The sequence below is a fragment of the Clostridia bacterium genome, assembly GCA_017394805.1.
Classification (GTDB): domain Bacteria; phylum Bacillota; class Clostridia; order Christensenellales; family CAG-1252; genus RUG14300.
Map to the genome: position 1 here is coordinate 13,927 of JAFPXC010000026.1, position 25,499 is coordinate 39,425.

General features: G+C 58.8%; 21 protein-coding genes. 14 read left to right on the forward strand and 7 right to left on the reverse strand.

The window, feature by feature from the left end; all coding sequences use genetic code 11:
• Window positions 1-66: 66 nt before the first annotated feature.
• Genes II896_06600 through II896_06610 form a run of 3 tightly spaced genes read right to left on the reverse strand, consistent with a single transcriptional unit; the run spans window position 67 to window position 3,638 of the window.
• Window positions 67-1,227, reverse strand: coding sequence for an alpha/beta hydrolase fold domain-containing protein (locus II896_06600; GenBank protein MBQ4444303.1), 1,161 nt, complete (start codon window positions 1,225-1,227; stop codon window positions 67-69).
• Window positions 1,224-1,886, reverse strand: a complete 663-nt coding sequence (locus tag II896_06605; protein ID MBQ4444304.1) for a peptidylprolyl isomerase — start codon at window positions 1,884-1,886, stop codon at window positions 1,224-1,226. Before II896_06605 ends, II896_06600 begins: the two co-directional genes overlap by 4 nt.
• Before the next feature lie 9 nt (window positions 1,887-1,895).
• Window positions 1,896-3,638, reverse strand: a complete 1,743-nt coding sequence (locus II896_06610; protein ID MBQ4444305.1) for an ABC transporter ATP-binding protein — start codon at window positions 3,636-3,638, stop codon at window positions 1,896-1,898.
• A gap of 147 nt (window positions 3,639-3,785) precedes the next feature.
• On the opposite strand from II896_06610, the gene II896_06615 reads away from it, so the two are divergent.
• The 5 genes from II896_06615 to II896_06635 all read left to right on the forward strand — a co-directional run bounded on the left by II896_06615 (window position 3,786) and on the right by II896_06635 (window position 11,160).
• The gene (locus II896_06615) at window positions 3,786-5,432 is read left to right on the forward strand and encodes a Na/Pi cotransporter family protein (GenBank protein ID MBQ4444306.1); all 1,647 of its coding nucleotides are present in this window, start codon (window positions 3,786-3,788) and stop codon (window positions 5,430-5,432) included.
• A gap of 510 nt (window positions 5,433-5,942) precedes the next feature.
• Window positions 5,943-7,370 (forward strand): spore germination protein, encoded by a 1,428-nt coding sequence (locus II896_06620; GenBank protein MBQ4444307.1) that lies wholly within the window; start codon window positions 5,943-5,945, stop codon window positions 7,368-7,370.
• Between the two features lies 1 nt (window position 7,371).
• On the forward strand, window positions 7,372-8,547 hold the full coding sequence (locus II896_06625) for a hypothetical protein (GenBank protein ID MBQ4444308.1): 1,176 nt from the start codon (window positions 7,372-7,374) through the stop codon (window positions 8,545-8,547).
• A 3-nt stretch (window positions 8,548-8,550) separates the two neighbouring features.
• Entirely contained in the window at window positions 8,551-9,669 is a 1,119-nt protein-coding gene (locus II896_06630) for a hypothetical protein (GenBank protein MBQ4444309.1), read from the forward strand.
• Between the two features lie 399 nt (window positions 9,670-10,068).
• Window positions 10,069-11,160 (forward strand): WG repeat-containing protein, encoded by a 1,092-nt coding sequence (locus tag II896_06635; protein MBQ4444310.1) that lies wholly within the window; start codon window positions 10,069-10,071, stop codon window positions 11,158-11,160.
• A gap of 335 nt (window positions 11,161-11,495) precedes the next feature.
• Here the strand turns inward: II896_06635 and II896_06640 are convergent, their stop codons facing one another.
• Window positions 11,496-12,728, reverse strand: a complete 1,233-nt coding sequence (locus tag II896_06640; GenBank protein MBQ4444311.1) for a M18 family aminopeptidase — start codon at window positions 12,726-12,728, stop codon at window positions 11,496-11,498.
• 298 nt (window positions 12,729-13,026) lie between these two features.
• On the opposite strand from II896_06640, the gene spoVG reads away from it, so the two are divergent.
• Window positions 13,027-13,296: a septation regulator SpoVG gene (gene spoVG, locus II896_06645; GenBank protein ID MBQ4444312.1), complete on the forward strand. Its 270-nt coding sequence runs from the start codon at window positions 13,027-13,029 to the stop codon at window positions 13,294-13,296.
• A 10-nt stretch (window positions 13,297-13,306) separates the two neighbouring features.
• Here the strand turns inward: spoVG and II896_06650 are convergent, their stop codons facing one another.
• The 3 genes from II896_06650 to II896_06660 are packed head-to-tail and all read right to left on the reverse strand — an operon-like array spanning window position 13,307 to window position 16,184.
• Entirely contained in the window at window positions 13,307-14,635 is a 1,329-nt protein-coding gene (locus tag II896_06650) for a hypothetical protein (protein MBQ4444313.1), read from the reverse strand.
• Window positions 14,636-14,667: 32 nt separating this feature from the next.
• On the reverse strand, window positions 14,668-15,465 hold the full coding sequence (locus II896_06655; protein MBQ4444314.1) for an SDR family NAD(P)-dependent oxidoreductase: 798 nt from the start codon (window positions 15,463-15,465) through the stop codon (window positions 14,668-14,670).
• Complete coding sequence (locus II896_06660) at window positions 15,462-16,184, reverse strand: GPR endopeptidase (GenBank protein MBQ4444315.1); 723 nt, start codon at window positions 16,182-16,184, stop codon at window positions 15,462-15,464. Before II896_06660 ends, II896_06655 begins: the two co-directional genes overlap by 4 nt.
• Before the next feature lie 201 nt (window positions 16,185-16,385).
• Between II896_06660 and rpsT the strand changes: the two genes are divergently transcribed.
• From rpsT to tsaA, 8 genes are all read left to right on the forward strand, one after another.
• Window positions 16,386-16,658, forward strand: coding sequence for a 30S ribosomal protein S20 (gene rpsT, locus II896_06665; GenBank protein MBQ4444316.1), 273 nt, complete (start codon window positions 16,386-16,388; stop codon window positions 16,656-16,658).
• 204 nt (window positions 16,659-16,862) lie between these two features.
• A complete protein-coding gene (locus II896_06670) occupies window positions 16,863-18,572 on the forward strand; it encodes an ABC transporter ATP-binding protein (GenBank protein MBQ4444317.1) in 1,710 nt (569 codons plus the stop codon).
• Window positions 18,569-20,287 carry an ABC transporter ATP-binding protein gene (locus II896_06675; GenBank protein MBQ4444318.1) on the forward strand — a complete coding sequence of 573 codons (1,719 nt, stop codon included), beginning with the start codon at window positions 18,569-18,571 and terminating at the stop codon, window positions 20,285-20,287. Before II896_06670 ends, II896_06675 begins: the two co-directional genes overlap by 4 nt.
• A 7-nt stretch (window positions 20,288-20,294) precedes the next feature.
• Window positions 20,295-20,972: a hemolysin III family protein gene (locus tag II896_06680; GenBank protein MBQ4444319.1), complete on the forward strand. Its 678-nt coding sequence runs from the start codon at window positions 20,295-20,297 to the stop codon at window positions 20,970-20,972.
• 72 nt (window positions 20,973-21,044) lie between these two features.
• Window positions 21,045-22,070 carry a galactose mutarotase gene (locus II896_06685; GenBank protein ID MBQ4444320.1) on the forward strand — a complete coding sequence of 342 codons (1,026 nt, stop codon included), beginning with the start codon at window positions 21,045-21,047 and terminating at the stop codon, window positions 22,068-22,070.
• 183 nt (window positions 22,071-22,253) lie between these two features.
• Window positions 22,254-23,255 (forward strand): aspartate--ammonia ligase, encoded by a 1,002-nt coding sequence (locus tag II896_06690; protein MBQ4444321.1) that lies wholly within the window; start codon window positions 22,254-22,256, stop codon window positions 23,253-23,255.
• Entirely contained in the window at window positions 23,255-24,283 is a 1,029-nt protein-coding gene (mutY, locus tag II896_06695; GenBank protein MBQ4444322.1) for an A/G-specific adenine glycosylase, read from the forward strand. The genes II896_06690 and mutY overlap by 1 nt, the downstream gene beginning before the upstream one ends.
• A 386-nt stretch (window positions 24,284-24,669) precedes the next feature.
• Window positions 24,670-25,329, forward strand: coding sequence for a tRNA (N6-threonylcarbamoyladenosine(37)-N6)-methyltransferase TrmO (tsaA, locus tag II896_06700; GenBank protein MBQ4444323.1), 660 nt, complete (start codon window positions 24,670-24,672; stop codon window positions 25,327-25,329).
• Window positions 25,330-25,499: the final 170 nt, after the last annotated feature.

The following is a 25,499-nucleotide window of genomic DNA, read 5'->3' on the forward strand; positions in this document are numbered from 1 at the left end:
AGCACAATCAAATAATACCAAATAAAAACCGCCTTGTCAAGCGGTTTTCAAAAAAATTTTTTTCGGTTACGGATGCGCCTCGAACCATTGCGTCAGTAGCGACAGCACGCCCTGCGTCAGCACGTCCCCGTTTTGCGTGTCGAAGCCGTGATTGAGGTATGGTAGCGCCACCAACCTATTCTCGATACCCGCGGCTTCGAGCGCCTTCGCCAGGTCGTAGGACTGCTCGGGTTGCACCATGGTATCGCATTTCCCCACTATGATCATCGTGGGCGGCGTAAACGCGTCTATATAATTCGCGGGCGTTATGTCGTCGTACACGGCCTCGTCTTGTTCGGGGGTCGTCCCCGTATAACTCTCGCACATTTCCTTGGACGGCTTGCCCAGTATCATATCGTCGTTGTGCCAAAACACGGCGGGGTAGGCCACGGGATAGGTCACGGCCACGGCCTTCACTTTGGGCAGGGCCACGCCCTCCCATTCGCTATACACGCCGTCGTTGATTTTGTAGGCGAGTTCGAGCGCCAGATTGCCCCCCGCCGAATCTCCCGTGAGGTACAGCCTGTCGCAAGAGGCGCCGTATTCCGCGGCGTGCGTGTTCAAGTAGGCAAAGGCCGCGGTCAACTGCTTCTCGCAGGTATTTACGCGGTGGTGTTCCTTGTCCGACAGGTCGTAGCCAATGCTCACCGCGACGTATCCCGCTTCCGCAGCCTTGCGCCAATAATAGGCGTGGTCGCTCTTATCGCCGCTCGTCCAGCCGCCCCCGTGGATATACGCCACGATGGGTTTTCCCGTTTTTCCGTCCTCTCGGTAGTAGACGTCCAAGGCCGCTTCGCCCGTGTCGGACGTAGCGTATGGCACGGTTTTCACCTGTACGTCCCCGTCTATTTTGGCCGAATAGGTCTTCGCCACGTCCACCATAGCCCCCGCCTCGCGGAAGGTCATGATGACGCCCGACAGGCACACGCAGCATATCACGATGGTCGCCGCCAGGAAAGCCGCCGACAACAGGTTCAGCCATTTGCGCTTGATGAGGAAGAAGATTATCACCGCCAAAAACAGCGCCGCCGTCGCGGGGATAAACACGCGGTACCACCCCATGGTGATATAGGCGGCTATCGAGCCGAAGAAGGGCGTCTTAGGCACCAGCGTGCCGATAGAGAGCGCCAATAGCCCCACGGCAACGATAAGGAAGAATATACGGATTATCGCACGAAACACTTTCATTTTTCCACCACCGTTACCGACCTTATGACGATCGCCGTAGCGGGATAGGTCGTGCCCGATATCGTTTCGTATCGGCTCAACCGCACGATAGCCGCCAGGCTTTCCTCGTCCACTACGTGGCCGAACGCCGCGTAATTGCCGTCCCACCCCGTATAATCGGCGGGGCAGAAGAAGAATTGCGACGTAGCGCTGTCCGCTACGTATGTTCTCGCCATCGAGATAGCACCCGCCGTATGCGACACATGGTTCTCCACGCCGTTTGCGGCGAACTCACCCTTGATGGGCGGGTGCGTCGCGTCTTTCGCCGTATAGGCGTTATTCTTGATGACGTAGCCGCCGCCTTGCACCACCAGCCCCTTCTCTACGCGATGGATCACCGTGCCCTTGTAAAAGCCCTCCCGCACGTACGTCAGAAAGTTTTCCACGGTGATGGGCGCCTCGTCGGGGTACAACTCCACGGTCACGACGTCGCCCGTCGAAAACTCAAATCGCACCACGGGGTTACCCGTTTGCGCCGTATCGCCCGCGTTCGTTTGCGTCGTGCCGCCGTTCGTTTGCTCGCTAGTCGTTTGCGTCTCGTGTTCGCCGCAGGCCGCGAAGGCACTTGCCATCGCCAGCGCCAGCACGATCACGACCGAAACCAATCCAATCTTTCTCATACGGTTCTCCTAATTGCAATCTATCAAGCCGTCCATATCGCCCGCCTCGTGCAGGGTGAAGTAGATACCTTTCTTCTCCATCAATTCCCCGTGCGTACCCGTTTCCCGCACCACGCCCTTGTCTATCACGACGATGCAGTCGGCGTTTTGCACGGTGGACAGCCTATGCGCCACCACGATGGCGGTGCGCCCTTTGGTCAATTCGTCCAGCGAGGCCTGTATCAACTTCTCGGTGGCGTTATCGAGGGCGGACGTCGCTTCGTCCAGCACGAGGATCGCGGGGTTTTTGAGGAACGCCCGCGCGATGGCGACGCGCTGTTTTTGCCCGCCCGACAGTTTGATACCGCGCTCGCCCACTTGGGTATCGTACCCGTCGGGCATACTCATTATAAAGTCGTGTATATGCGCTTTCTTGGCGGCTTCCACCAGGTCTTCCTCGGTGCAATCCGTCTTGCCGTACGCGATATTTTGTCGAAAACTCCCCGCGAAGAGAAACACGTCCTGTTGCACGATACCGATGCCCTCGCGCAAGGATTTGTTGGTGATATCGTTGATGCTCACGCCGTCTATTTTGATATCCCCCTCCGTCACCTCGTAGAACTTGGGCAAGAGGTGGCACAAGGTGGTTTTACCCCCGCCCGACGCGCCCACCAAGGCGTAGGTCTTGCCCTTGGGTATATGCAGATTGACGTCATTCAACACGTAATTATCCGTGCCTTCGTAGGCAAAACTCAGGTGTTCTATGGCGATATCGCCCTCGATATTCCTATCCGCGGCGCCCTCCGCGTCTTCTTCCGCAGGCACTCGCATCAATTCGTCGAATCGGCGGAAGCCCGTCGCGCCGTCCTCCAACTGTTCCACGAAGGCCACCAGCGTATTGATGGGCGCCACGAAGAGGTTGATAGACAGCATAAAGGCCACGAGGTCGGCGTACGCGAAGTGATCGCTGTCGTACACCAAAAACATAGTCCCCGCGATGAGAATGACCACGTTATAAAACCCCGTCATAAACCCCATCGAGGTATGGAAAGCCGCCATCGCGCGGTAGGCGGTTGTCCGCGCCGCGACGAATTCGCGGTTGCTCACCTCGAAGCGTTCTTCCTCGTAGGCGGCGTTATCGTAGGCCTTGGTCGTGCGTATGCCCGACAGGCTGCTCTCTATTTTCGCGTTGATATCCCCCACTTTTTGCTTGCTCAACGCAAAGGCGTCCCGTTGTTTCTTCCGCGTGTACACGGTCAGCACGATCATCACGGGCAGGGACGCTATCACGATGAGGGCCAACTTCCAGTTGATGGTCACGAGGTACACAAAGGAACTCACGGTCATAAAGGTCGTGATGAAGAGATTTTCGGGCCCGTGGTGCGCCAACTCGCTCACGTTGAAGAGGTCGTTGGTCATTCTCGACATCAACTGTCCCGTCTCGGCGTTGTCGAAGTAGGCGTAGGGCAGGGCTTCGAGGTGGCGGAAGAGGTCGCGGCGCATATCCGCCTGCATTTTCACGCCCATACGGTGTCCGCAATAACTCACGTAGTAGTCCATCGCCGCCCGCACCAAATATATCCCGAATAATATCGCGCACGCGACGATAATGCTCACGGTAGCCTCTTTCCCTTGCGGAATGTAGGTATTTAGAATGCGGCGGGTGAGGATGGGGTAGGCCAGCCCGCACACCGAAAAGATAAAAGCCGCCAACATATCGCATACAAAGGTACCCTTGTACGGCTTGTAGTAGGCGACGAATCGCTTCAGTATGGACGTGTCGGCTTTCTTTTTCATAGGAATATTGTACACCATATCCCTCTCTTTTGCAACCGAATTAGCCGCCTCGCGCGCCTTTCCTTTTTTGCCGAAACTGTGTATTCGGTTGACACCGCATTTTTCCTTTGGTACAATACGGATATGAGCATCTTCAAAAGTATCTGTCTGTTGTTATGCGGCGTAGGCGTTTTCCTCGCCGGTATGAAGTTGATGGGCGATGGTTTGGGCAAGGGCAGCAACCGCGGTTTACGCGCGCTCTTCGACCGCATTTCCGACAACCCCTTCGCTTCCTACGGCTTGGGCGCGGGTGCCACGGCCATCGTGCAGTCCTCGGCGGCCACCACCGTCATGAGCATGGGTTTGGTCAACGCGGGCATCATGACCTTGGCGCAGGCGGGCGCGTTCGTGTTGGGTGCGAGGTTGGGCACCACCATCACGGGTATTTTGGTATCTCTGTCTTCCATCAGCATCATTCCCGTCTTTATGGCGTTGGCGTTCGTGGGTATGTGTTTGATGCTTTTCGTCAAGAACGACCGCGCGGCGGCCATCGGCTACATTCTCACGGGCTTGGGCGTGCTCTTCGCGGGTATGGAGATCATGAAGGGCGCCATCTCCGACCAAGAGGACATTTCGGGCTTCTTCGTGCGGTTATTCAACGCCATCGACTTCCCCTTGCTTCTCGTCTTGGTGGGCGCGGCGTTCACGGCGTTGTTGCAGTCTTCTTCGGCCACCTCCGGTATCCTCATCACCCTCATTTCCTCGGGAACGTTGCAGGTTTCTCAGGCTCTGTTCATTCTCATCGGCGCCACGGTCGGCACGTGCGTCACCGCCCTCATAGCGGGCGTGGGCGCGGGCGTCAACGCCAAGCGCGTGGCCGTGTTTAATCTCGTCACCGCCGTCTTCGGCGCCATCGTCGTAGGCGGTTTGGTCTGGATTTTCCGTTCCCCCGTCGTGGACGGGTTGTCCCGTCTCATTAGCTCGCCCGAGTGGCAGCTTTCGGTGTTCGGCGTGCTCTACAGCCTCGTCAGTTCGGCACTTATGCTCCCCCTCATCAAGCCCATCGGCAAGTTGGTCACCCTCGTGGTCCGCGAGCGCAAGCCGCAGGAGACGGATATCCGTTGCTACTTCATCGACGACCGCTTGCTCACCACCCCTGCCGTGGCCGTTTTGCAGGCGCAGAAAGAGGTCGCCAAGTTGGCCGAGCTCGCGCGCGACAATTTGCGGCGCGGCGTAGATTGCGTATTACAGCGCAGTTGCAAAGAGGAGAAGACCATCAACCACGAGGAGACCAGGGTGGACTATATCACCAAGCGTATCAGCGAGTATCTGGTCGCCTTGGCGGCGGGGCGCTTGTCCTACGAGGACGAACTCTTGGTCGGTAGTATGCACCACGTCATCGACGACTTGGAGCGCATCGGCGACCACGCCGTGGACTTCATGAAGATGGAGCGCAAGATGCAGAGCCTCAATATCAACTTTTCCGAGTCCGCCATCGTGGAACTCAACGGCATGGTCGAGCACTTGTTCGAGATGTACGAGGTGGCTCTGCAGGCCTTTGTCACCCGCGACGACAGCCTTCTGCCGCAGGTCACCCGCTACGAGGGCATTTTGGATTTCGAGAAGAAGAATCTCGCGTCCAATCACCTCGACCGTTTGGTCAACGGCCAATGCAACATCGAGACGGGCACCTTCTTCTACACCGCCATTTCTTCCATCGAGCGCGTAGGCGACCACCTCGAAAACCTCGCCTATTCCATTCGCTCCATCACCGGCTCCACCAAAGACTGATTTTACGTTTGCGGCGGTCAAGTCGGTGAGTTTTGCCTTTGTGCTTTGCGCAATTCACGCACGCACAGCGTGCAATTCACTCCTATCTATCTTTCCGCAACTCGTGCATAGCACGAACTTCACTCAAGGCTATGCCTTGAACTTCACTGCGGATGCAACTTCACTTTCGCGCAAGCGAAAACTTCACCGCTATGCGCCGTAGGCTCCCCTAAGCAGAGCCACTTCTCTCATTTCTTCCGTCGACACCCATCTATCTCTACCACAACGCAACGAAGTTGCAATTCACGATACCCGAATGGGTATCAATTCACGCGCTTTGCGCAATTCACGCACGCACAGCGTGCAATTCACTCCTATCTATCTTTCCACAACTCGTGCATAGCACGAACTTCACTCAAGGCTATGCCTTGAACTTCACTGCGGATGCAACTTCACTTTCGCGTAAGCGAAAACTTCACCATTCCGCGCCGTCGGGCGCATAGCGTCCCCTTTTCTCTCCATACTATCCGTATGACTACGGAAGAGGTCAAAACCCAACTCAAATACGATTTCGGCGACAGCCTGGATCTCGTTCTTTTAGAGGACGTAGTCTTGGGGCACCCCGCCGTCTACGCCTATTTGGCGGGACTCACCGACCGCAACCTTTTGGAGCAGGGCTTATTGAAGCCTCTCGCCAAAGCCCCGACGGCCGAAATATCTCTCTCCGCCATAGGCGGTGCCGCCCATTCTTCGGCTTCGCCCACTTCGTTGGACGATATCACGTCCGCCGAACAGCGCATCGCCGAGGGCGAGGTGGTCTTATGGACGGGGGACGCCTTCTTTTCCTTCCTCTTGCCCCTTTTCGACAAGCGGTCGCCCGCCGAGCCGCCCACTTCGGCGGTCATCAAAGGCCCCCGCGAGGGCTTCGGCGAGGATATCGGGCAGAATATTTCCCTTCTTCGCCGCCGCGTCAAGGATAAGTCCTTGGTGGTGCGCAAGTTGACGGTGGGGCGGCTTACCCACACGGCGGTCGCCGTGTGTTTTCTTTCCACGGTGGCGGTTCCCGCGTTGGTGGACGAGGTGGTGCGCCGCATAGAGGCCATCGACATCGACGGCGTGGTGGATTCCGCTTACGTCGCCGAACTCATTTCCGACCACCACCACAGCATTTTCACACAGTATTCCTCGGCCGAGAAGCCCGACATCGTCACGGCCAAAATGTTAGAGGGCAGGGTGGCCGTCGTGGTGGACGGCTCGCCCATGGTCGTCACCTTGCCGTCCTTGCTCATCGAGGGGTTTCAGGACAGCGAGGACTACTATCGCGGCAACAAACGCACCTCGTTTCTGCGCGTCGTGCGCCTATTGGGCGTTATGCTCGCCGTGCTCTTGCCCGCCTTGTACGTCGCCGTTTTGGAGTATCACTATCAGGTGTTGCCCCTCAAATTTTTGGGGACGGTGCTCAACGCGGTCAGCGGCGTGCCCTTCCCTCCCACCATCGAGATGTTCGTGGTGCTTCTTTTGTTCGAGATACTCAACGAGGCCAGCGTGCGTATGCCCAAGTACGTGGGTATGGCGTTGTCCATCGTGGGTGCCATCGTCTTGGGCGAAACGGCGGTCAACGCGGGGCTTCTTTCCTCGCCCGCCGTATTGGTCATGGCGCTGTCCGCCATCGGCTTGTACACCACGCCCGAGCATATCGGCTCGCTGTCCCTTCTGCGCTTCGTCTATTTGGTCACGGCGGGTTTGTTCGGTTTTATCGGACTTATGGTGTCTACCTTGGTTACGGTTTGCTATCTCGTATCCCTTCGGGGCTTCGGCGCGGACTTTGTTTCGCCCATCGCGCCTTTCCGTCGTCGGGACGTCAAGGACAGCCTTTTCAAAGCGCCTTTGGACCGTATGACCACCCGTCCCGACAGCATTCCCACCATCAATCGCCGCCGTATGCGCAAGGGAGAATAATATGATGCTGGATAGACAATACAATCGTTTGGGTGGAGTAGAGGTCGGCGTTTTACTCATCATACTCTTGGCGGCCTTCCGCGTGTGTATGATGCCCGCCATGCTCGCCGACGTTTCGGGGGAGAGCGGCTTCTACGTTCTTCTTGCGGGGCTTTCGGTCGATCTCGTCGTCACGGGTGCGTCTTTGGCCGTCGCGGCACACGGGGGCGTTCGCCGTCTTTCCGTTCCTTCCGTCGTGCGGCGCGTGCTGTGCGCTTTGCTGTTCGCCTTTTTCCTCTTCAAAATCGCCTTGCGCACCTACGAGGTAGTGGATTATTGCACGGGCGAACTCTTCGACCATGCCACCCCCTTGTTGCTCACGGTGGTCTTGGTGCTCACCGCGGCCATTCTCGCCGCCAAGGGTTTTCGCGGGCTTGCCCGCACGTCTTTGACCTATCTCTTGTTGGTGGGGCTGTTGGCGCTATTGTCCGTGTTTTTCGTGTCCTTCAACGGCTACGGCTACAATTTGTGGCCCTTGCTTCGGCCCCGCAAGGTGGGCGAGGGCATTCTTCGATCTATGCTGTGGCTGGGCGACGGCGCCGTCTTTCTCTTCGCCGACGTTCGGCACGACGGCGTCAAAAAGGGGTATACGTGGGGGGCTATTGCTTTCCTTTTCGTGTTGGTGACGGCCGTTTTGTTCTACCTCGGGTTCATCTCCACCTACGGCTCGGCGGGGCGCTACGTGCGCTACGCCTTCGTGCGGTTGCTCACGGGCGGCGATCCCGAGCAGTTGGGCGCGGTGGATTGGCCCGTCGTGCTTATTTGGCTCACCGCCGTCCCCGTGCATCTCGGCGCTCTGTTCTATGCGCTCGTCTTTGCTCTTCGCGAGGCCGTCACCCCCGCCAAAGAGGGAGTTTCCTTCGTCTACTACGCGCTGGGCGCGGTGCTTTCCGTCCTTGCCTATCTCCTTCTCTTCCGCGACAAGGACGTTTTCCCCGCGCTTGCCGAGGCGCGCTGGCTTTCCTTCGTTTTAGTGGGCGTATTGTCCATCGTGGTCGGCGCGGCCCTTTTTGCCGTCGTTCTCGGGCGCCGCGTTCCCCCCGACGAGGGCGAGGGGGACTCGTCTTCGCGGCGTAGCGACCGCGCCCCCGCCGTTTCCCCGTCGGCGCAGGCGACCGTTCCCCCCGAGGAGTGTTAAACTATGAAAAAAACTACTTCGGACGTTCGCAATCGTCGTCTTACGATACTTCGTTGGGGCACCGTGCTATTGTGCCTCGTCGTGGTGGCGGTGTGCGGCTTCACCACCGAGAGCCTTTCCCTTTCACAGCGCGGCGTAGTCATCGGGTTGGGCATCGATTTGGCCGAAGAGGGCTACACGGTATCCGCCCAAATGTTGCAGGCGGGCGCGGGCAATTCTCCCGATTCCCCCGCCATGTACGAGGTGGTCGTGGGGCGGGGGGCCACCTTGCGCGAGGCCATGGCCGCCATCACCAAGAAGTCCAGCCTCTATCCGTCCTACGCCCATTGCAAGGTGCTGTTCGTGGGCGAAGGGCTTTTGAACGCCGCCCTCGATCCCATCATGAAGGAGTTTATGCAGAGCAACGACCTCGGCAACGTGCAGGTGGTGGCGGTCAAGGGTACGGCTTACTCGGCGGTCACGGCAGAGGTGGCCATTTTGCCCACCACTTCCGCCTATATGGAGCGCGACAATTTGCTCATCACCAAGTTCGGCGGCAGGCGTTTGGTCAGCCTCAAGGACTATTGTCAGCGGATGGACGGCGTCAGCGGCAACAAGTTTTTGCCCTACGCCGTTCCCGTCGCGGGGGAGAAGCCCACGGGCGGCGACGAGGCCTCCACCGACAAGCAATCGCCCGTACTCTACGATGTGCTCAACACGGCGGCATTCGACGCGGACGGCAAGGTGCATATCTACGGCAACGAGGTCACCGCCGCCGTGGGTTTGGTGGAGACCAAGGGCGGCCAATTCACCGCCCGCACCGAGGACGGCCGCTTCGTCACCGTGCAGATAGTCGGTGCCAAAAGGCGCAGGACGTACACCCCCGATACGGTACACGGCCGCTATTCCTACGAGGTCAAAGTGCTGGAGCAAAATCTTTCCGCGGACGAGCCTTCCGCTTCCGAGGTCGAGGCGTTGGTCGCCCGCCGTATGGACGAGGCGATGGGGGCGGCCTTTGCCGAATGCGCGGCGGACGGCGTGGATATTTTCAGCGTGTCCGGCCATCTCTACAAACGCTACGGCGTCGTCCTTCCCCTCTCCCGTTGCCATTGGCGGCGCAAAGTCTCGGTCAAATGCAAATAACCCGCCCGAGCCTTTAATTCGTGCGGGCGTAGCCTCGATTTACGCCCGCGCCGCGTACAATGCACGAAAAAACCAAATATTGCTTGATAAATCGTTCAAGTCACGATTTACGCCCGCGCCGCGTACAATGCACTCGTCTATTCCTGTCACGACTTGCGCTATGTGTAAGTTTCATTCACGCCTTTTGCGTGCCCGATTCCCGACGAACGTCGGATTTCTCCCGCTCGCGGTTCGCGCGGATTTCTCCCGTGCGACCGCACGGATTTATCCTTGCCGCAGGCAAGATTTTTCTTTCTCTTTATAGGCACGGCACGTTCCGCCCGCGCCTACAAAGGCAAAAAAGTTGACAATCCTCTTTCCGTGTGGTATCATATTGATACTACACTTATAGAGGTTATTATGGACGACAATTCCAACAAACCGCGTTACAACAATCGCAATCGCAGACGGCATGGCCCGCGCCCCAATGCGGCCGACGCCTATACGCCCCCCTACGATGCGGAGATATTGGCCAAACCCATCGACCAAATCGGGCTTTCCGACCAAACGCTCGCCGTTCTCACGGCGGGCAAGATCGCCACGGTAGGCGACGTCGTTCGCCGTCGCAGGGGCGATATGTTCCGCGTGCAGAGTTTCGGCAAGCGCCAGCTTGCGGACCTTTCGCGCTGCTTGTCCGCGTTGGGCGTGGACTTCCGCCCCGACGACAAGCCCGCGCAGAGCGACGAGTCTTCTGCCAAACCCCAACCGAACGACGGTCGTCGGCAGGACGCCGAGCGCAAGTCTTCCCGTCAGGGCGAGCGCAGTCAAGGACGCGACGAAAGGCGTGACGAGCGCTCCGACCGCAAGGGCAACGACCGTACGGGCGACCGCAATCGCCCCCAAGGTCAAAACGCCGAGGGCAATCGCAATCGCTCTCAAAACCAAAACGCCGAGGGCAATCGCAATCGTCCCCAAAACCAAAACGCCGAGGGCGACCGCAACGGCCGCAAGGACAAAAATAAGAACAAACGTCCCGACCAAAGACGGGATTATGACGACAATCTCACGTTGGACAAGGTGTTCCCCAAGCCCAAGATGGTGCGCCTTCCCCGCATCGAGCAGGAAACGGACGTGTACGTCAAGTTTCAGCGCGGCGGCAAGTGGGGCTTCAAAACCAAGGACGGCATCGAGGTCATTCCCCCCATCTACGACGAAGTGTTCAATTTCAAAGAGGACTTCGCCTGCGTAGAACGCAAGCAACTGTTCGGCTATATCAATCGGCAGAACGAGTTGGTCATTCCCTATCGCTACGTCTGTGCTTCCAGTTTTTCCGAGGGGTACGCGTGCGTTTCGGATGAGGAGAAGTGCGGCTACATCAACAAAGCGGGCGAGGTGGTCATTCCCTTCCGCTACGAGGCGGGCACCGCCGTCACCAACGGCTTGGCGCACGTCAAGTTGGACGGCAAGTGGGGCACCCTCAACGTCGCCACCGACACCATCAGTTGGGCCTGATTCCCCCCATACGTCATACGAAAAACGCGGCCATCTCTTTTGGATTGCCGCGTTTTTTATCGGATAGTTTGATACTTTTCGTTTCCCTCCCGCCGATAGGCTGACGTTGCGCCTAAAGGGCAATAGACCGAGGAATTCCCTAAGCAGAACCACCCCAACGTCATTCCGAGTTTATCGAGGAATCCCCTAAGTAGAGCCTCGTCCCCTTTTTCCTCGCCATCTTATCTACCACAATGCAACGAGGTCGCAATTTACGCCGCTACAAGGCGGCAATTCACGCGGGCGTAACTTCAATTCACGCACGCCCGGCGTGCAATTCACTTCGTAATCTGTGATTACAATTCTATCTTCACTTCGTTTCCTTCTCTCCGTAGTCTCGCGTTGAACACCGCCTTCACGGCTTTTTCCATTGTGTCCACGTCTTTTTCGCACGCAGTCTCCACGGCCGAGTGCATCGCCAGTTGTGCGATTCCCACGTCCACCGTATCCATCAGCAGGTTTCGCGCCGATATGTTCCCCAACGTGGAGCCGCAAGGTATATCCGAGCGGTTATAGTAGTCTTGGTAGGGAATGCCGCTCATGTCCATTATGCGCTTGAACATACCCGCCGACAGCCCTTCCGTCGCGTAATTGACGTGATGCTTCACCACCACGCCGCCGCCCAGCACCGGCCCGTCTACCACGTCGCTTTTCTCGGGATGCGCGGGGTGCACGGCGTGCCCGTTGTCGATAGACAAGGCCAATCCGTCCGTCATCGCCTTTTGCGCGTTTTTGTGTCCCGCCGCTTCGACGATTTTCTCTACGAACGCCTTTAGGTACGCGGATGCTGCGCCCCGTTTGGTGCCCGAGCCTATCTCTTCGTTGTCGAAGGCCGCCGCCACGGAGATTCCCTTCGGTTCCGCCTCTATCAAGGCCCGCACGCTCGCGTACACCGAGGTCAGGTTATCCAGCCGCGGCGAGGACAGATATTCCCCTTTCGCGCCCGACGCAAAGGGTTCCACGTCCGCCACCACGTAGAGGTCCGCGTCCAATACTTTCTCGCCCTCGGCCACCCAATCGTACACGTTTTCGACGTCGCCTACGAGGGGCAGCATATCCGTCTGCACGTTGAGGCTCAAATCGTTGTGGTCGGGGTTGTGATGGATGCACAAGGACGGTATCACCACCGTTTGCTTACTCACCACCAACTTCGCTTCCACGCCCGTCGCGGTCTCCACGACCACGCGCCCCGCCACTCGTAGGGGCACGTCCAGCATACTGTACAGCAAGCCGCCGCCGTACTTTTCCACGTTGATGCGGTAGCCTTCCTTCGAGGGCACGGTCGCCGCGGTTTTGACTTTCAGCGCGGGGGAGTCGGTATGGCTTTCCGCCAGCGTCACTTGCGCGTCCTCGCCCACTTTGAAGGCGACGAGGGTAGTCCCGCCCCAGACGGCGTAGCCCTTATCTCCCGCATGGAGCGCGGGCAATTCTTCCGCCGTCACTTTGCGGAATCCCGCTTCTTCGAGCATTTTCCCCGCGTTTTCCACGGCGTGATAGGCGGTGTACGATCGTTGCAAAAATTGTTTCAAAGTCATCTCATCCTCTCTTTTCGTCGCGTTTGCGGGCAATATCGAGCCCGACATCGACGATTTTCGTCCGACAATCTTTCTTGATTATACCATACTTCGCCCAAAAAGCAAGCCGCGGCTTGCAAAAATACGCGTTTTCCTCGCGTTCGTCCGCCGCCCGTCGTTCCGTTCGCCGTTCGCGTCCATTTGTCCCTATTGAATTCTTTGCCGCAAATGAAGTTTCAAAAAATTTTAAGTATTGACACGCGACTCATACTATGGTATAATTAATCAACAAAACCAAACGGATGGTATCACAATGGAAATAACCGATGTACGTATTCGACTGGCAAAACCAGACGGTGGCAAGTTGAAAGCAGTGGCTTCCATTACGATCGACGGCAGTTTCGCAATTCATGACATCAAGATAATCGAGGGTAATGCAGGTCCGTTTATAGCTATGCCCAGTAGGAAAACCCCTGACGGTGAGTTCAAAGATATTGCTCACCCCATCAACGCCGACGTGCGCTCTCTCGTGTCCGAGCGCATTTTGGCCGAGTATCAAAAGGCGTTAGACTCTATCCGATAACTTTTACGCATTACTTTTGTTCTGACGCGACCAATTCTTTCGCGAACGCATCCACGTTTCCGGCCCCCACGAAGAGGATAGCGCCGTAGTATTTTTGCGGCAATCGCGCGAGTAATTTCCGCGTTTCTCCCCAATCGGCATAGATTTTATTTGGTGTTTTCAGCGCGTCGAAGAGGTTTTTGTCCACCTCTTCGTTTTTCGTTTCCCGCGCACCGAAGGTAGGCAGCAAATACACTTGATCCGCGTCGAAGCAGGTCGCGAATTCGTCCATGAGCGCCCGCGTCCTACTGTACGTATGCGGCTCGAACACCACGGCCACCGTGCCGAAGTGCGCCCGCGCTTCCTTGGTCAACGCGGATATTTCGGTCGGGTGGTGGGCATAATCACTCACGACGGGCATTCCCTTCCATTCGCCCACCGTCTGCTGTCGCCGTTCCGCCCCGCGGAATGCGGACAGCCCTCGTCCTATCGCGTCGGGCGCTATCCCCAGTTCGAGCGCCGCCGCCACCGCGTAGGCGGCGTTTTTCAGGTTGAACCCGCCCCACACGCCCAAGGATAGCGGTATCTGCAGATTTCCGCACGTGCACAGATATTCGTTGGGCTTTTTCCCCGACGGTCGTATGTCGATATGCGCATACGCCGATATGTTCGTATGTGCATTCGTGCGTGCGCTCGCCTCGTTTACCTCTTTGCGCAGTTCTTCGTCCTCGGTTATCAATTTGCCGCATTGCGTCCCGAACGTCGCAAATGCACGGTACACGTCCCCCGGGTTTTCGTAACAATCGGGGTGATCGTACTCCACGTTCGTCACCACGCCCACCGTGGGGCGCAAGGTCAGGAAATGGCGTTTATATTCGCACGCCTCGGTCAAAAACACGTCGTTCCCCTCAATGATGGCGCCGCTTCTTTCGCCCGCGAGTTTTCCTCCGATATGCGCCGTAAAGGGCACGCCCGCCGAGCGCAGTATGCACGCCAGCATTCCCGTCACCGTGGTCTTTCCGTGCGTTCCCGCCACGGCTATGACGGTGGGGTATAGGGCGGCTATCTCGCCCAGCAGTTCGCTTCTTTCTATCTGTCGCTTGGCGACCGCCCTTTCGGGGTCGTCCTCTTTCACCGCCGAGGTATATACCAACGTGTCCGCGCGTGCAGCAACGTCTTCGCGGTGTCCCACCGCTACGTCGAATCCCTCTTCCCGTAGCGCCCGCAAGGTAGGCCCGTCCGTTCTATCGGAGCCGCTCACTATTGCGCCCCGACTTCGGCATATCCGCATCAATGCGCTCATGCTCACGCCGCCCGCGCCCACGAAATGCAGTCGCTTATTCTCGTATGCAAATCCCATATCTACGGTATATGCTACGGGACGGCAAGGTGTTATTCGTTTTTATCCGTCGCGTACAAATAGCGTATCGCCCTATCTTTCGCGCCTTGCGGCAACACCTTGCACAAAGCGTACGTCGCACCGTTTTCCCACCCCACGGGGTAGTACAATCCCGTACCGCCGTCGATATGTTTCTTCATCAATTCGGCGCATTTTTCGGGCGTCATGCCCGTTTGTTCCATCTTTCCCAGGGTATAGGCGGCCTTTTTCGCTTCGGCGTAGTATTTGCCGCAGTCTTCCTCCCCGTAGGCTTTCCGCTTGAAACTGAATCCCGTTGCCGTGCCCCCGGGCAGAACCACCGTTACCCACACGCCGTAGGGTTTGGCTTCTTCGGCCAGCACGGCCGCAAACGCGTTCAGGGCGGCTTTCGTCGCCGAGTAATGCGCGTCGAAGGGTATGGGCGCCACCGCCGCCATACTGCCCACCGCGACGATTTTGCCCTTCACTTGTTCGAGATGGGGCAGCAACGCCTGCGCCATTCGCACGAACCCGAAGTAGTTGACTTCCCACAGATAGCGCATATCCTCGTCTTTCGTATATTCGGCGGGCGCGCATATACTCGTTCCCGCCGAGTAGACGAATGTATGCGGCAGTTTGTCGCGTTCGGTCAGGTAGCGTAGAGCCGCTTGTCGTTGCGCTTCGTCCGCCACGTCCGCGCGATAGGACGTCACGCCCGCCACGGGACAATCCCGCCTTGCTATGCAGCACACTTCGTTCCCCTCTTCGAGGTAGGCCTTGGCGAGTTCCAAACCTATGCCGTCGGACGCGCCCACGATCAAAATTCTGCTCATTTATCTCCTCCTTGTTTCGCAAATACGCGCATAATAGCCGCCGCCACCGCTTCCACCGCTTCGGCGTTTTTTTTGACTATATCCTCTCTCGTCACGCACAACGCGCTTTCCCACGGGTTGACGAAACTCAACGTAGGCACGCCGAGGTACCACGTAGGCACGCCCATCGACTCTTTGTCGATTCCCTTTTTCGGTCTACCCACGCCGCCCCCGGGGGTCAGCCCAGCGTCGGACAGTTCTACGGTGTCCATCAGGTATTTGGGATTTTTGCACACCAACGCGTCCACCGCCAGCACGAGGTCGGGTTTCCACAGGTCGGCTATCGCCCGCAGGGTATCCGCCGACTCCAGCCCCGTCTGTTCTTTCACCATGGGGCAAAAGGTCGCCAAACGCTCGCTTGGTATCGTTTTGTCCGCCACGTCCCACCCGAATCTGTCACACAAAAGGTTTCGGTTGCCCAAGCCCGCCACCAGGACGCGCCCCTTTTTCAGGCGGTTTTCGCGGCGCAGTAGGTCGAGCGCGTGTTCGATGCCCCGCACCGCGTCCTCGCCCCATTTCGCTCCGTTCATTGTCAAGGTCAGGTATCGTCCTTTGGGGCGCAGGCCCCCGTCTTCCACGTCGTGCCTCGTCATTTCCACCGCGCCCGACAGGCGCACCCGTTCCCCTTTTACCCCCGCCGTTTCGAGGGCTTCCAACGCCAATTCTCTTCGTTCGTTCATAAGGGTAGTATGTTCCCGCCGCCCGCTTTTATGTCCCGCCGAGGCGACTATGGCCTTTTCGGGCGGCGCCGTCCCCGTTCCGCCGAGGATTTTAAGGGACTTTCCCCAAATTAATTTCAAATAATGGGTACAAAATGTTTGCATAACCGCCCGACTTATGGTAGAATACACATTGAAATAACACACAAAGAGGTAATTATCGTGGCAAATATCAAATCGCAAAAGAAGCGTATCGAAGTTTCTCGCAAAGAGAATGAGAAGAACACCGCTATCCGTTCCCGCGTCAAGAACGCCGTCAAGAAGTTCAACGCCGCCGTCGAAGCGGGCGACCTCGCTTTGGCCGAGAAGTTGTTCCCCGAGACCGTGTCCATCATCGACGAAGCGCAAGCCGAGGGCGTTTTGCACGCCAACACCGCGGCCCGCAAGGTAGCGACCATCTCCCGCACGCTCGATCGTCTCAAAGCGTCCAAGTAATTTTCAATCGGCATGTTTCAAAGTTTGAGAATGTTTCCCAACGCTCTCAAACTTTTTTTGCACTCATTTTCGCGCCTTTCCGCGTTGCGCAATACCGAGCGGCCCCCGTTTATTCTTTCGCTACGCGCGTATGCGCGCGCAACCTAATGATTTGCTCGGCCCATACCGCTTGCATTTACGCGCGCGTTATGATATGATGAATGCGTGAAACGGCTCTTCCCCTACCTACGTCCCTATCGCGCGCAAGCGATTTTGGCACCTTTGTTCAAATTGGCAGAGGCGATTTTTGAGTTGCTCGTGCCCCTTCTCGTGGCCGACGTCATCGACAAAGGCATTCCGTCGGGTGACGCGCGCTATATTTTGGGCAGGGTAGGGCTCATGGTGGCGCTTGCCGCCGCAGGGCTCGCCTTTTCTCTCTCCGCGCAGTATTTCGCGGCCAAGACGGCCGTCGGCGTGGCCAAATCCCTTCGTCAAAACCTTTTCCGTCACGTCCAAAGCCTTTCCTTCGCCGAGTTGGACGAGTTGGGCGCGGCCAACGTGGTCAACCGCTTCAATTCGGATTGCCAAGAGGTGCAGAACGGCGTCAACATGACCTTGCGCCTTTTGCTCCGTTCTCCCTTCATCGTGTTCGGCGCGATGATCGCCGCTTTCACGGTGGATTCGTCGGCGTGGCTTTTCGCCGTGCTCATTCCCGTTCTCACGGTCGTGGTGGTCGCGGTCACTTTGTCCACGGTGCCCCTATACAAGTTGTCGCGGCAGCGGTTGGACGCCGTTACCGAGGCCGTTCGGGAGAATTTGACGGGGCGGCGCGTGGTGCGCGCGTTCGCGGCCGAGCATAGCGAAGTGGCGCGGTTCGAGGTCTTGCACCGCAATCTCACCTATGTCGAACGCCGCGCGGGCAGGGTGGCGGCTTTGCTCAACCCCCTCACCTACGTCGTCGTCAACGGCGCGGTCATCGCGCTCGTCTACGTGGGCGCTTTGCGCATTCATCGCGGTGCGCTTTCCACGGGACAACTGGTCGCCATGTACAACTATATGACGCAGATATTGGTGGAACTTCTCAAACTCACGGACTTGGTCGTTCTGCTCACCCGCGCCATTGCTTCGGGGCGTCGCTTGGCCGAGACCTTCGACGTCACTTCGTCGCAGACCTTCCCCGACGTCATGCCCGAGGCGGTCTCCACGCCCTACGCCGTCCGCTTCGAGGACGTGCGTATGCGCTACGCCGAGGGCAGTATGCCCGCCGTGGACGGCGTCAGTCTGGATCTGCCCTATGGGCAAACCTTGGGAATCATCGGCGCCACGGGCTCGGGCAAGAGCAGTTTGGTCGGGCTTATTCCCCGCTTCTACGACTTCCAAGAGGGGCGCGTATTGCTTGCGGGCGTAGACGTTCGCGCCTATCCCAAAGAGGCCTTGCGCCGCGCCGTTGCGGTGGTCATGCAACACTCCGTTATGTTTACGGGCACCCTTCGTGACAATCTCACGTTGGGCAATCCCGCCGCCACCGACGAGGAGATCATGCACGCGGTCGAGTTGGCGCAGGCTGCGGACGTCGTCGCCGCCAAGGGCGGATTGGACGCCGAGGTGGCCGAGGGCGGGCGCAATCTTTCGGGCGGGCAACGCCAGCGCATTGCCATCGCCCGCGCTTTGCTCACGCACCCCACCGTGCTGGTTTTGGACGATAGCAGTTCGGCTCTGGACAATTTGACGGACGCCAAGTTGCGCGCGGCGCTCAAAAAAGAGGGCATGACTGTCATCACGGTTTCCCAGCGCGTCAGCGCGGTTTCGCACGCCGACGCCATCGCCGTTATGGACGAGGGCAAGATCATCGCCACGGGTACGCACGACGAGTTGATGGCTTCGTGCGCGGTCTATCGGGAGATTGACGAACTCCAAAAGGGGGGTACGCTATGAGGTTTTTGCGTCATTACCTACGTGCCCAATGGGGTTTGCTCGCTTTGGGGCTCGCGCTCACCGCGCTCAACGTCGCGGCCACTTTGGGCGTGCCCATTCTCATCGGTCGCGCCATAGACGGCATGGTCGTGGGCGCGGTCGATTTCCCGCGGCTCTATCGGCACCTTTCTATGATGGCGGTGCTCGTCGCGGTCGCCGCCTCCGCCCAATGGGGCGCCAAGGTCCTCTACAACCGCGCCACCTATCTCATCGCCTATCGTATGCGCGTGGATCTTTTGACGAACTTGCAGCGTTTGCCCTTGTCCTACTTGGACGGTCAGCCCACCGGGCGCACGTTGGGCAAAGTGATCGCGGACGTCGAGACCGTTACGGACGGCTTGTTGCTCGGTTTTTCCCAACTCTTTTCGGGGCTTGCCACCATCTTGGGCACGTTGGTCATTCTCTTCGTCATCAATTGGGTGGTCGCCTTGGTCGTGCTGTTCGTCACGCCCTTGTCCTTGTTCGTCTCCCGCGCCATTTCCCGTCACACGCACGCTCGTTTCGCCCGTGCCGCCGCCATTCGCGCGGACGAGATGGCCGTGGTAGAGGAGTCGGTCTCGTGTCAAAAGACGGTGCAGGCCTATTCGGCGGAGAGGGGCAGACAGGCCGCGTTCGACGCGGTCAACGAGCGCTACGCCGCCGAGAGCGAAAAGGCGGTTTTCTATTCTTCCCTCACCAATCCCATGACGCGTTTCGTCAACGCGGTGGTCTACGCCGCGGTTGCCGCGGTCGGTGCGCTTTCGGCTGCGGGCGTTTTGGGCGTGGGCGAAGCGTTGACGGTAGGCTCGCTCACCGTGCTTCTTTCCTACGCCAATCAATACACCAAGCCGTTCAACGAGATTTCGGGCGTCATCACCGAGTTGCAGAACGCCTTGGTCTGTCTCAAACGCGTGGCCGAGCTTGCGGCCTTGCCGCCCGAAGAGGACGAGGGGACTATGTCCCTTCCCGCCGAGGTCAGTCGCGTGCGCCTTTCGCACGTGGCGTTCAGCTACGACAAAGCCAAGCCCCTCTTGCGTGATATCGACGTGGCGGTGTACAAAGGTATGCGCGTGGCCATCGTGGGCACGACGGGTTGCGGCAAGACCACCCTCATCAACCTCATCATGCGGTTCTACGAGGTGGACGCGGGCGTCGTCGCGGTAGAGGATATCCCCGTAGGGGATTTGCCCCGTCGGCACCTTCGCCGCAATATCGGCATGGTGTTGCAGGACGTTTGGGTACGGCACGCCTCGGTGTTGGACAACCTGCGCATAGGCGCGCCCGAGGCCACGCTCTCCGAGGTGGAAGCGGCCGCCCGTCAAACGCACGCGCACTCCTTCATTTCGCGCTTGCCCCGGGGCTACGACACCGTCATTTCGGACGACGGCAGTTTGTCGGTAGGGCAGTTACAACTCCTTTGCGTCACCCGCGTACTGCTCACCAATCCTTCTTTGCTCATTCTGGACGAAGCCACGTCCAATATCGACGTGCGCACCGAGCAGGCGGTCAATCACGCCTTCGACGTGCTCATGCGGGGCAAGACCAGTTTCGTGGTCGCGCACCGCTTGTCCACCATCAAGAGCGCCGACCTCATTTTGGTCATGAACGCGGGGCGGATAGAGGAGCGCGGCACGCACGACGAACTCATGGCATTGGGCGGGCTGTACTATCGGCTCTACCGAGGCGTAGAGGCGTAGCCGCACGATGAACGCTCCCGACTCCGTGCTCGTCCAAGAATATCGCCGTCGCGGCTTGGTGTACTACACCCCCGCCGAGGAGACCTTGCACGTCGCCACGCATTTGGCGGGCGTCGTCGCGGCTTTGGTGCTGTTTGCTTTGATGGTCGTTCGCGCCCGCACGACGGCTTCGCTGTTAACGGCCTCGCTGTCTCCTTTTTTGTTGGGCGTGCAGTACGCCGTTTCGGTGGCCTATCACGCCGCCGAGGACCTCGAGCGCAAGCGCGTTTGGCGCACGCTGGACTATCCAGCCGTCAGCCTCAACGTCTTGGCGTGCGGCTCGGCGTTCAGCCTTCTATACCATAGGGCGTACGGCTATGCGGCGTTCGCCGTTTGCTTCGTGTTGGTCGCAGTTACCCTCGTTTTGTGCTTGCGGCGTTTCGACCGTTTCAAACGGTTTGCCGTCGTCACGGCCTTCGTCGTGGGCGCGTTGATGTTCGGCTCCTTCCTCTCCGCCTACTTCTCTCCCACGGGCGTCGTGCGCCGATATCCCGTCGTGTGGTTGCACCTTGCGGGGCTTTCGTCCTCGTTGGCGGGGGCGGCGCTCTTTGGGGTCAAACGCCGCTTCGCGCATGCGGTGTTTCACGTTTTCGTCTTGGTCGGGCCCGTGCTGTGTATGGTCGGCAACTTGTTGCAGTTGACCTGAATGCACACCCCACGTATATAGGATATTCGAGCCATTCAGGCTCATGGCGGCATTCGCCGATAGGAGAAACTTATGCAGACTACTTTTATTTCCACTTCCCCCACGGGCATATCCCTCTACGAACTGTCCAACGCGCGCGGTATGCGCGTTCGCGTCGTCAACTACGGTGCGCGCCTTTTCTCTATGCACGTGCCCACCCGTTCGGGCGACTTCGTGGACGTCTTGGCGGGCTTCGATACGCCCGACGAGTTCAGGGGGGACAATCCCTATTTCAACGCGCTCGTAGGCCGCGTGGCCAACCGCATCGCCCGCGGGCGTTTCACCTTGGACGGACGGACTTATTGTCTTGCCCACAACGACGGGCCGAACCACCTTCACGGCGGATTGGAGGGCTTCGATCGCAAGCTTTGGACGGTCGTGGAGGCCGAGGGCGGCCATATTACCATGCGTTACGTGTCCCCCGATGGCGAAGAGGGCTATCCCGGCACGCTCGCCGTCACCGTCACCTACACGCTTGACGAGTCCAACGCCCTATCGTTGGACTACGAGGCCACGGCGGATAGGGCCACTCCCGTCAATCTCACCAATCACGCCTACTTCAATCTGGACGGCGATTTTCGTTCGGTTCTTTCCCACGAGGTTTCCATTGCGGCCGACCGCGTCATCGCAGCGGACGACCTGCTCATTCCCACGGGCGAACTCACGCCCGTAGCGGGCACTTTGTACGACTTCCGCACCCCGCACGCCGTGGGCGCGTATCTCACGCCTGCCCATCCCCCCGTCATAGGCAAAGGCGGGTATGATATCGGGTACGTCTTGCTGCCGCACGCCGTTTCCACCCCCGTCGCCACGGCCTATTCCGCCCGCACGGGCATTCGCATGACCGTCTACACCGACCGCCCCGTCTTGCAGTTTTATACGGGCAACTTCTTGGACGGCACCGTCGTAGGCAAGCATTCTTATCCCTATCAATCGGCATTTTGCATGGAAACGCAGGGCTATTCGGACGCGCCCAATCAGCCCCATTTCCCCTCGGTTACGCTCCCTGCGGGCGAGACCTACCGCGCTCATACTTCGTACGTATTTTCGGTGGACTGAACCGCCAAACCGAGCGCCCCGTGCGCGAGTTATCGTTCGACCGAACGGAATCGTATTTGAGCGAAGCGAATTATCATTCGCGCGTAGCGCGTCATTTTCTCCCGCCAAACGTTTGAAAAACGGTCGGCCTATGTAGTATAATGGATATATCAAGTACCCGCCGAGGCGGGTAAGAGGTGGATTATGACCCTTATTCCCAAAGATTATCAATCCGTTCTAAGCGTTTATCGCACCCAAATGGCCATCGGTACGCTCAAGAAGTTGGTCGAGACAATGCTCGGTGACAAACTCAACCTCAAGCGCGTGTCCGCCCCCTTGTTCGTGGATGCGGGCAGCGGTCTCAACGACGACCTCAACGGCGTGGAGCGCCCCGTCTCTTTCGACACCCTGCACCAAGGCGGCAGTCTTCAAATCGTGCACAGCCTCGCCAAGTGGAAGCGTTTGGCGTTGTATCGCTACAATTTCAGCGTAGGGGAGGGGCTATATACGGACATGAACGCCATTCGCCGCGACGAGGAATGCGACAATCTCCATTCCATCTACGTGGACCAATGGGATTGGGAGAAGGTCATATCCGCCCACGACCGCACCGAGGCGTTCCTTCGTCAGACCGTGCAGTCCATCGTGGACGCCATCGCCGAGGCCGACCACATTCTCTTGTCCCTCTTCCCCGAGTTGACCTATCGTTTCCCGCGCGAGATCACCTTTGTCACCGCCGAGGAGTTGGAGGTGACCTATCCCGACCTTACGCCCAAGGAGCGCGAGAACGCGTTTTGCCGTTTGCATCCCTTGGTTTTCCTTATGCACATCGGCGGCAAATTGCCTTCGGGCGCCCGCCACGACGGCCGCGCGCCCGACTATGACGATTGGACGCTCAACGGGGACATCTTGGTCTACAATCCCCTCTTGGATATGGCGTTCGAGATCTCCTCTATGGGCATTCGCGTAGACAAAGCCGCTTTGCTTCGTCAGCTTGCCGAGGCAGGCTGTGAGGAGCGCGCCGAGTTGTATTTCCACCGCCTTTTGTTGGACGGCACCTTGCCTTTGACGGTAGGCGGCGGCATCGGTCAATCCCGTTTGTGTATGTTGTTGCTCGAGAAGGCGCACATCGGCGAGGTACAGGTCTCCTATTGGGACGAAGCCACGCGCGAGGAGTGCCGTCGGGGCAATATTTTCCTGCTTTGATGCAGTCCATCGTCACCCCACTTCTCCAATGGTACGCCGCCGCCAAGCGCGATTTGCCTTGGCGCGGTTCTCCCACGCCCTACGGCGTATGGATCAGCGAGATCATGCTCCAACAGACGCGCGTCTCTGCGGTCAAGGACTACTACGTCCGTTGGATGGCGGCTTTGCCCACCGTGGCAGACCTCGCGGCGGCGCCGTCCGACCTTTTGCACAAGTTGTGGGAGGGGTTGGGCTACTATAACCGCGTCGCCAATCTCCAACGCGCCGCGCGCCAAATTATGAACGATTTTGGGGGCGAATTGCCCCATACGGTCGAGGGTTTACGCTCCCTTGCGGGCATAGGCGACTACACGGCGGGAGCCATCGCTTCCATCGCCTACGGCTTGCCCGTTCCCGCCGTGGACGGCAACGTGTTGCGCGTGTTGGCGCGCCTGACCGACGACCGCACCGACGTTCTTTCGCCCGAGGCGAAGCGTAGGGCGACCGCGTTGCTCGCGCCCCTCATTCCGCGCGACCGTGCTTCGGATTTCACGCAGGCCATGTTCGAGTTGGGGGCGTTGGTGTGTCTTCCCCGCCGCCCCGATTGTATCGCCTGCCCCCTTCGGGCGCAATGCGCGGCCTACGCCGCGGGCACCCAAGATGAGTTGCCTGTCCGCGTGGTCAAGACGCGCCGCCGCACGGTGGACGTCACCGTCCTCGTGTTGTCCACCCCTTCTGGCTACGTCGTCACCCGTCCCCGCGACAAGGGCTTGCTGTCGGGGCTGTATGGTCTTCCGTTCGTCGAGGCGCGGCTTTCCCCCGAGGACGTTCCCGCCGCCGCCACCGAATGGGGCGTATTTGCCACCCACGTCACCCCTCTTCCCGATGCCACGCACGTCTTCACTCACGTCACTTGGCGTTTGTCGGGCTACCTCGTCGGGTGCACCGTGGACGCGCTTCCCGAGGGCTGTATGCTCGCCACCGCCGAGGACGTCCGCGACCGCTTGGCCCTTCCCACGGCCTTCGCCGCCTACCGTCCACTGACCTAACCCCCTTCCCTCGGCCTCGCCACCGTCGAGGATGTCCGCGACCGACAGGCTCTTTCCACGGCCTCGTCGCCCGTCACCCGTGCTTGACCTAACCCCCTTCCCTCGGCCTCGTCACCGTCGAGGATGCCCGCGACCGACAGGCTCTTTCCACGGCCTCGTCGCCCGTCACCCGTACTTGACCTAACCCCCTTCTCTCGACCTCGCCACCGTCGAGGATGTCCGCGACCGACAGGCTCTTTCCACGGCCTCGTCGCCCGTCACCCGTACTTGACCGAAGTCGTTTCTTTCCGACATCACCCAATGCGGCTCGCCCTTCGTTTTGCCGCGCCCAACCGCCCGTACCCCACGGGTTTCCCCTCTATCTAACTATGAAGCATTCCGATTCTATGAAAATCATCGCCCACATCCGCACCGATTTTCCCGACAAATTCGGCGTCCCCCGCCAAAGCGGTCTCGTTCCGCTTCGGGGTCGCGTCGTGTTTCTGCCCCCGTACGATACGCCCGACGCCTTCCGCGGGTTGGAGGGCTATTCGCATATATGGGTGCTGTGGCGCTTCGACGGCTTCGACGCCGACGCGTTTTCTCCCACCGTTCGTCCCCCTCGTTTGGGCGGCAATCGCCGCATGGGTGTATTCGCCACACGCAGTCCCCATCGTCCCAATCCCATAGGGTTGAGCGTATTGCGTTTGGTGGACGTTTTGCGCACTGACCACGGCGTCGAACTTTTGGTCGAGGGCGTGGATATGGTGGACGGCACCGCCGTCTACGACGTCAAGCCCTACCTGCCGCAGGTGGACAGGGTAGAGGATGCCGCGGGCGGTTTCTCCGCCGACTGTTTGGCCGATCCGCTTTCCGTGCGTTTCGCCGACGGCCTCGCCGTCCCGCCCGACCTTGCCGCCGCCCTCGTTCCCTTGCTTGCCGCCGATCCCCGTCCCCACTACCACGAGGATGGCCGCGTCTACGGTATGCGCTACGCTTCCTACGAGATCAAATTCACCGTCGCCGACCACCTTGCCACCGTCCTCTCCGTCGAGCCGGCAGAATGACCTCGTCATTAGCGACCTGAAGCGCGAAAAAGCAAGAATATAAATCAAGAATAAACAGGAAGAATAAACAGGAAGAATAAAAGGGAAGAATAAAAGGGAAGAATAAAAGGGAAGAATAAAAGGGAAGAATAAACAAGAATAATAATAGGAAGAGTAAAAAGGAAAAATAA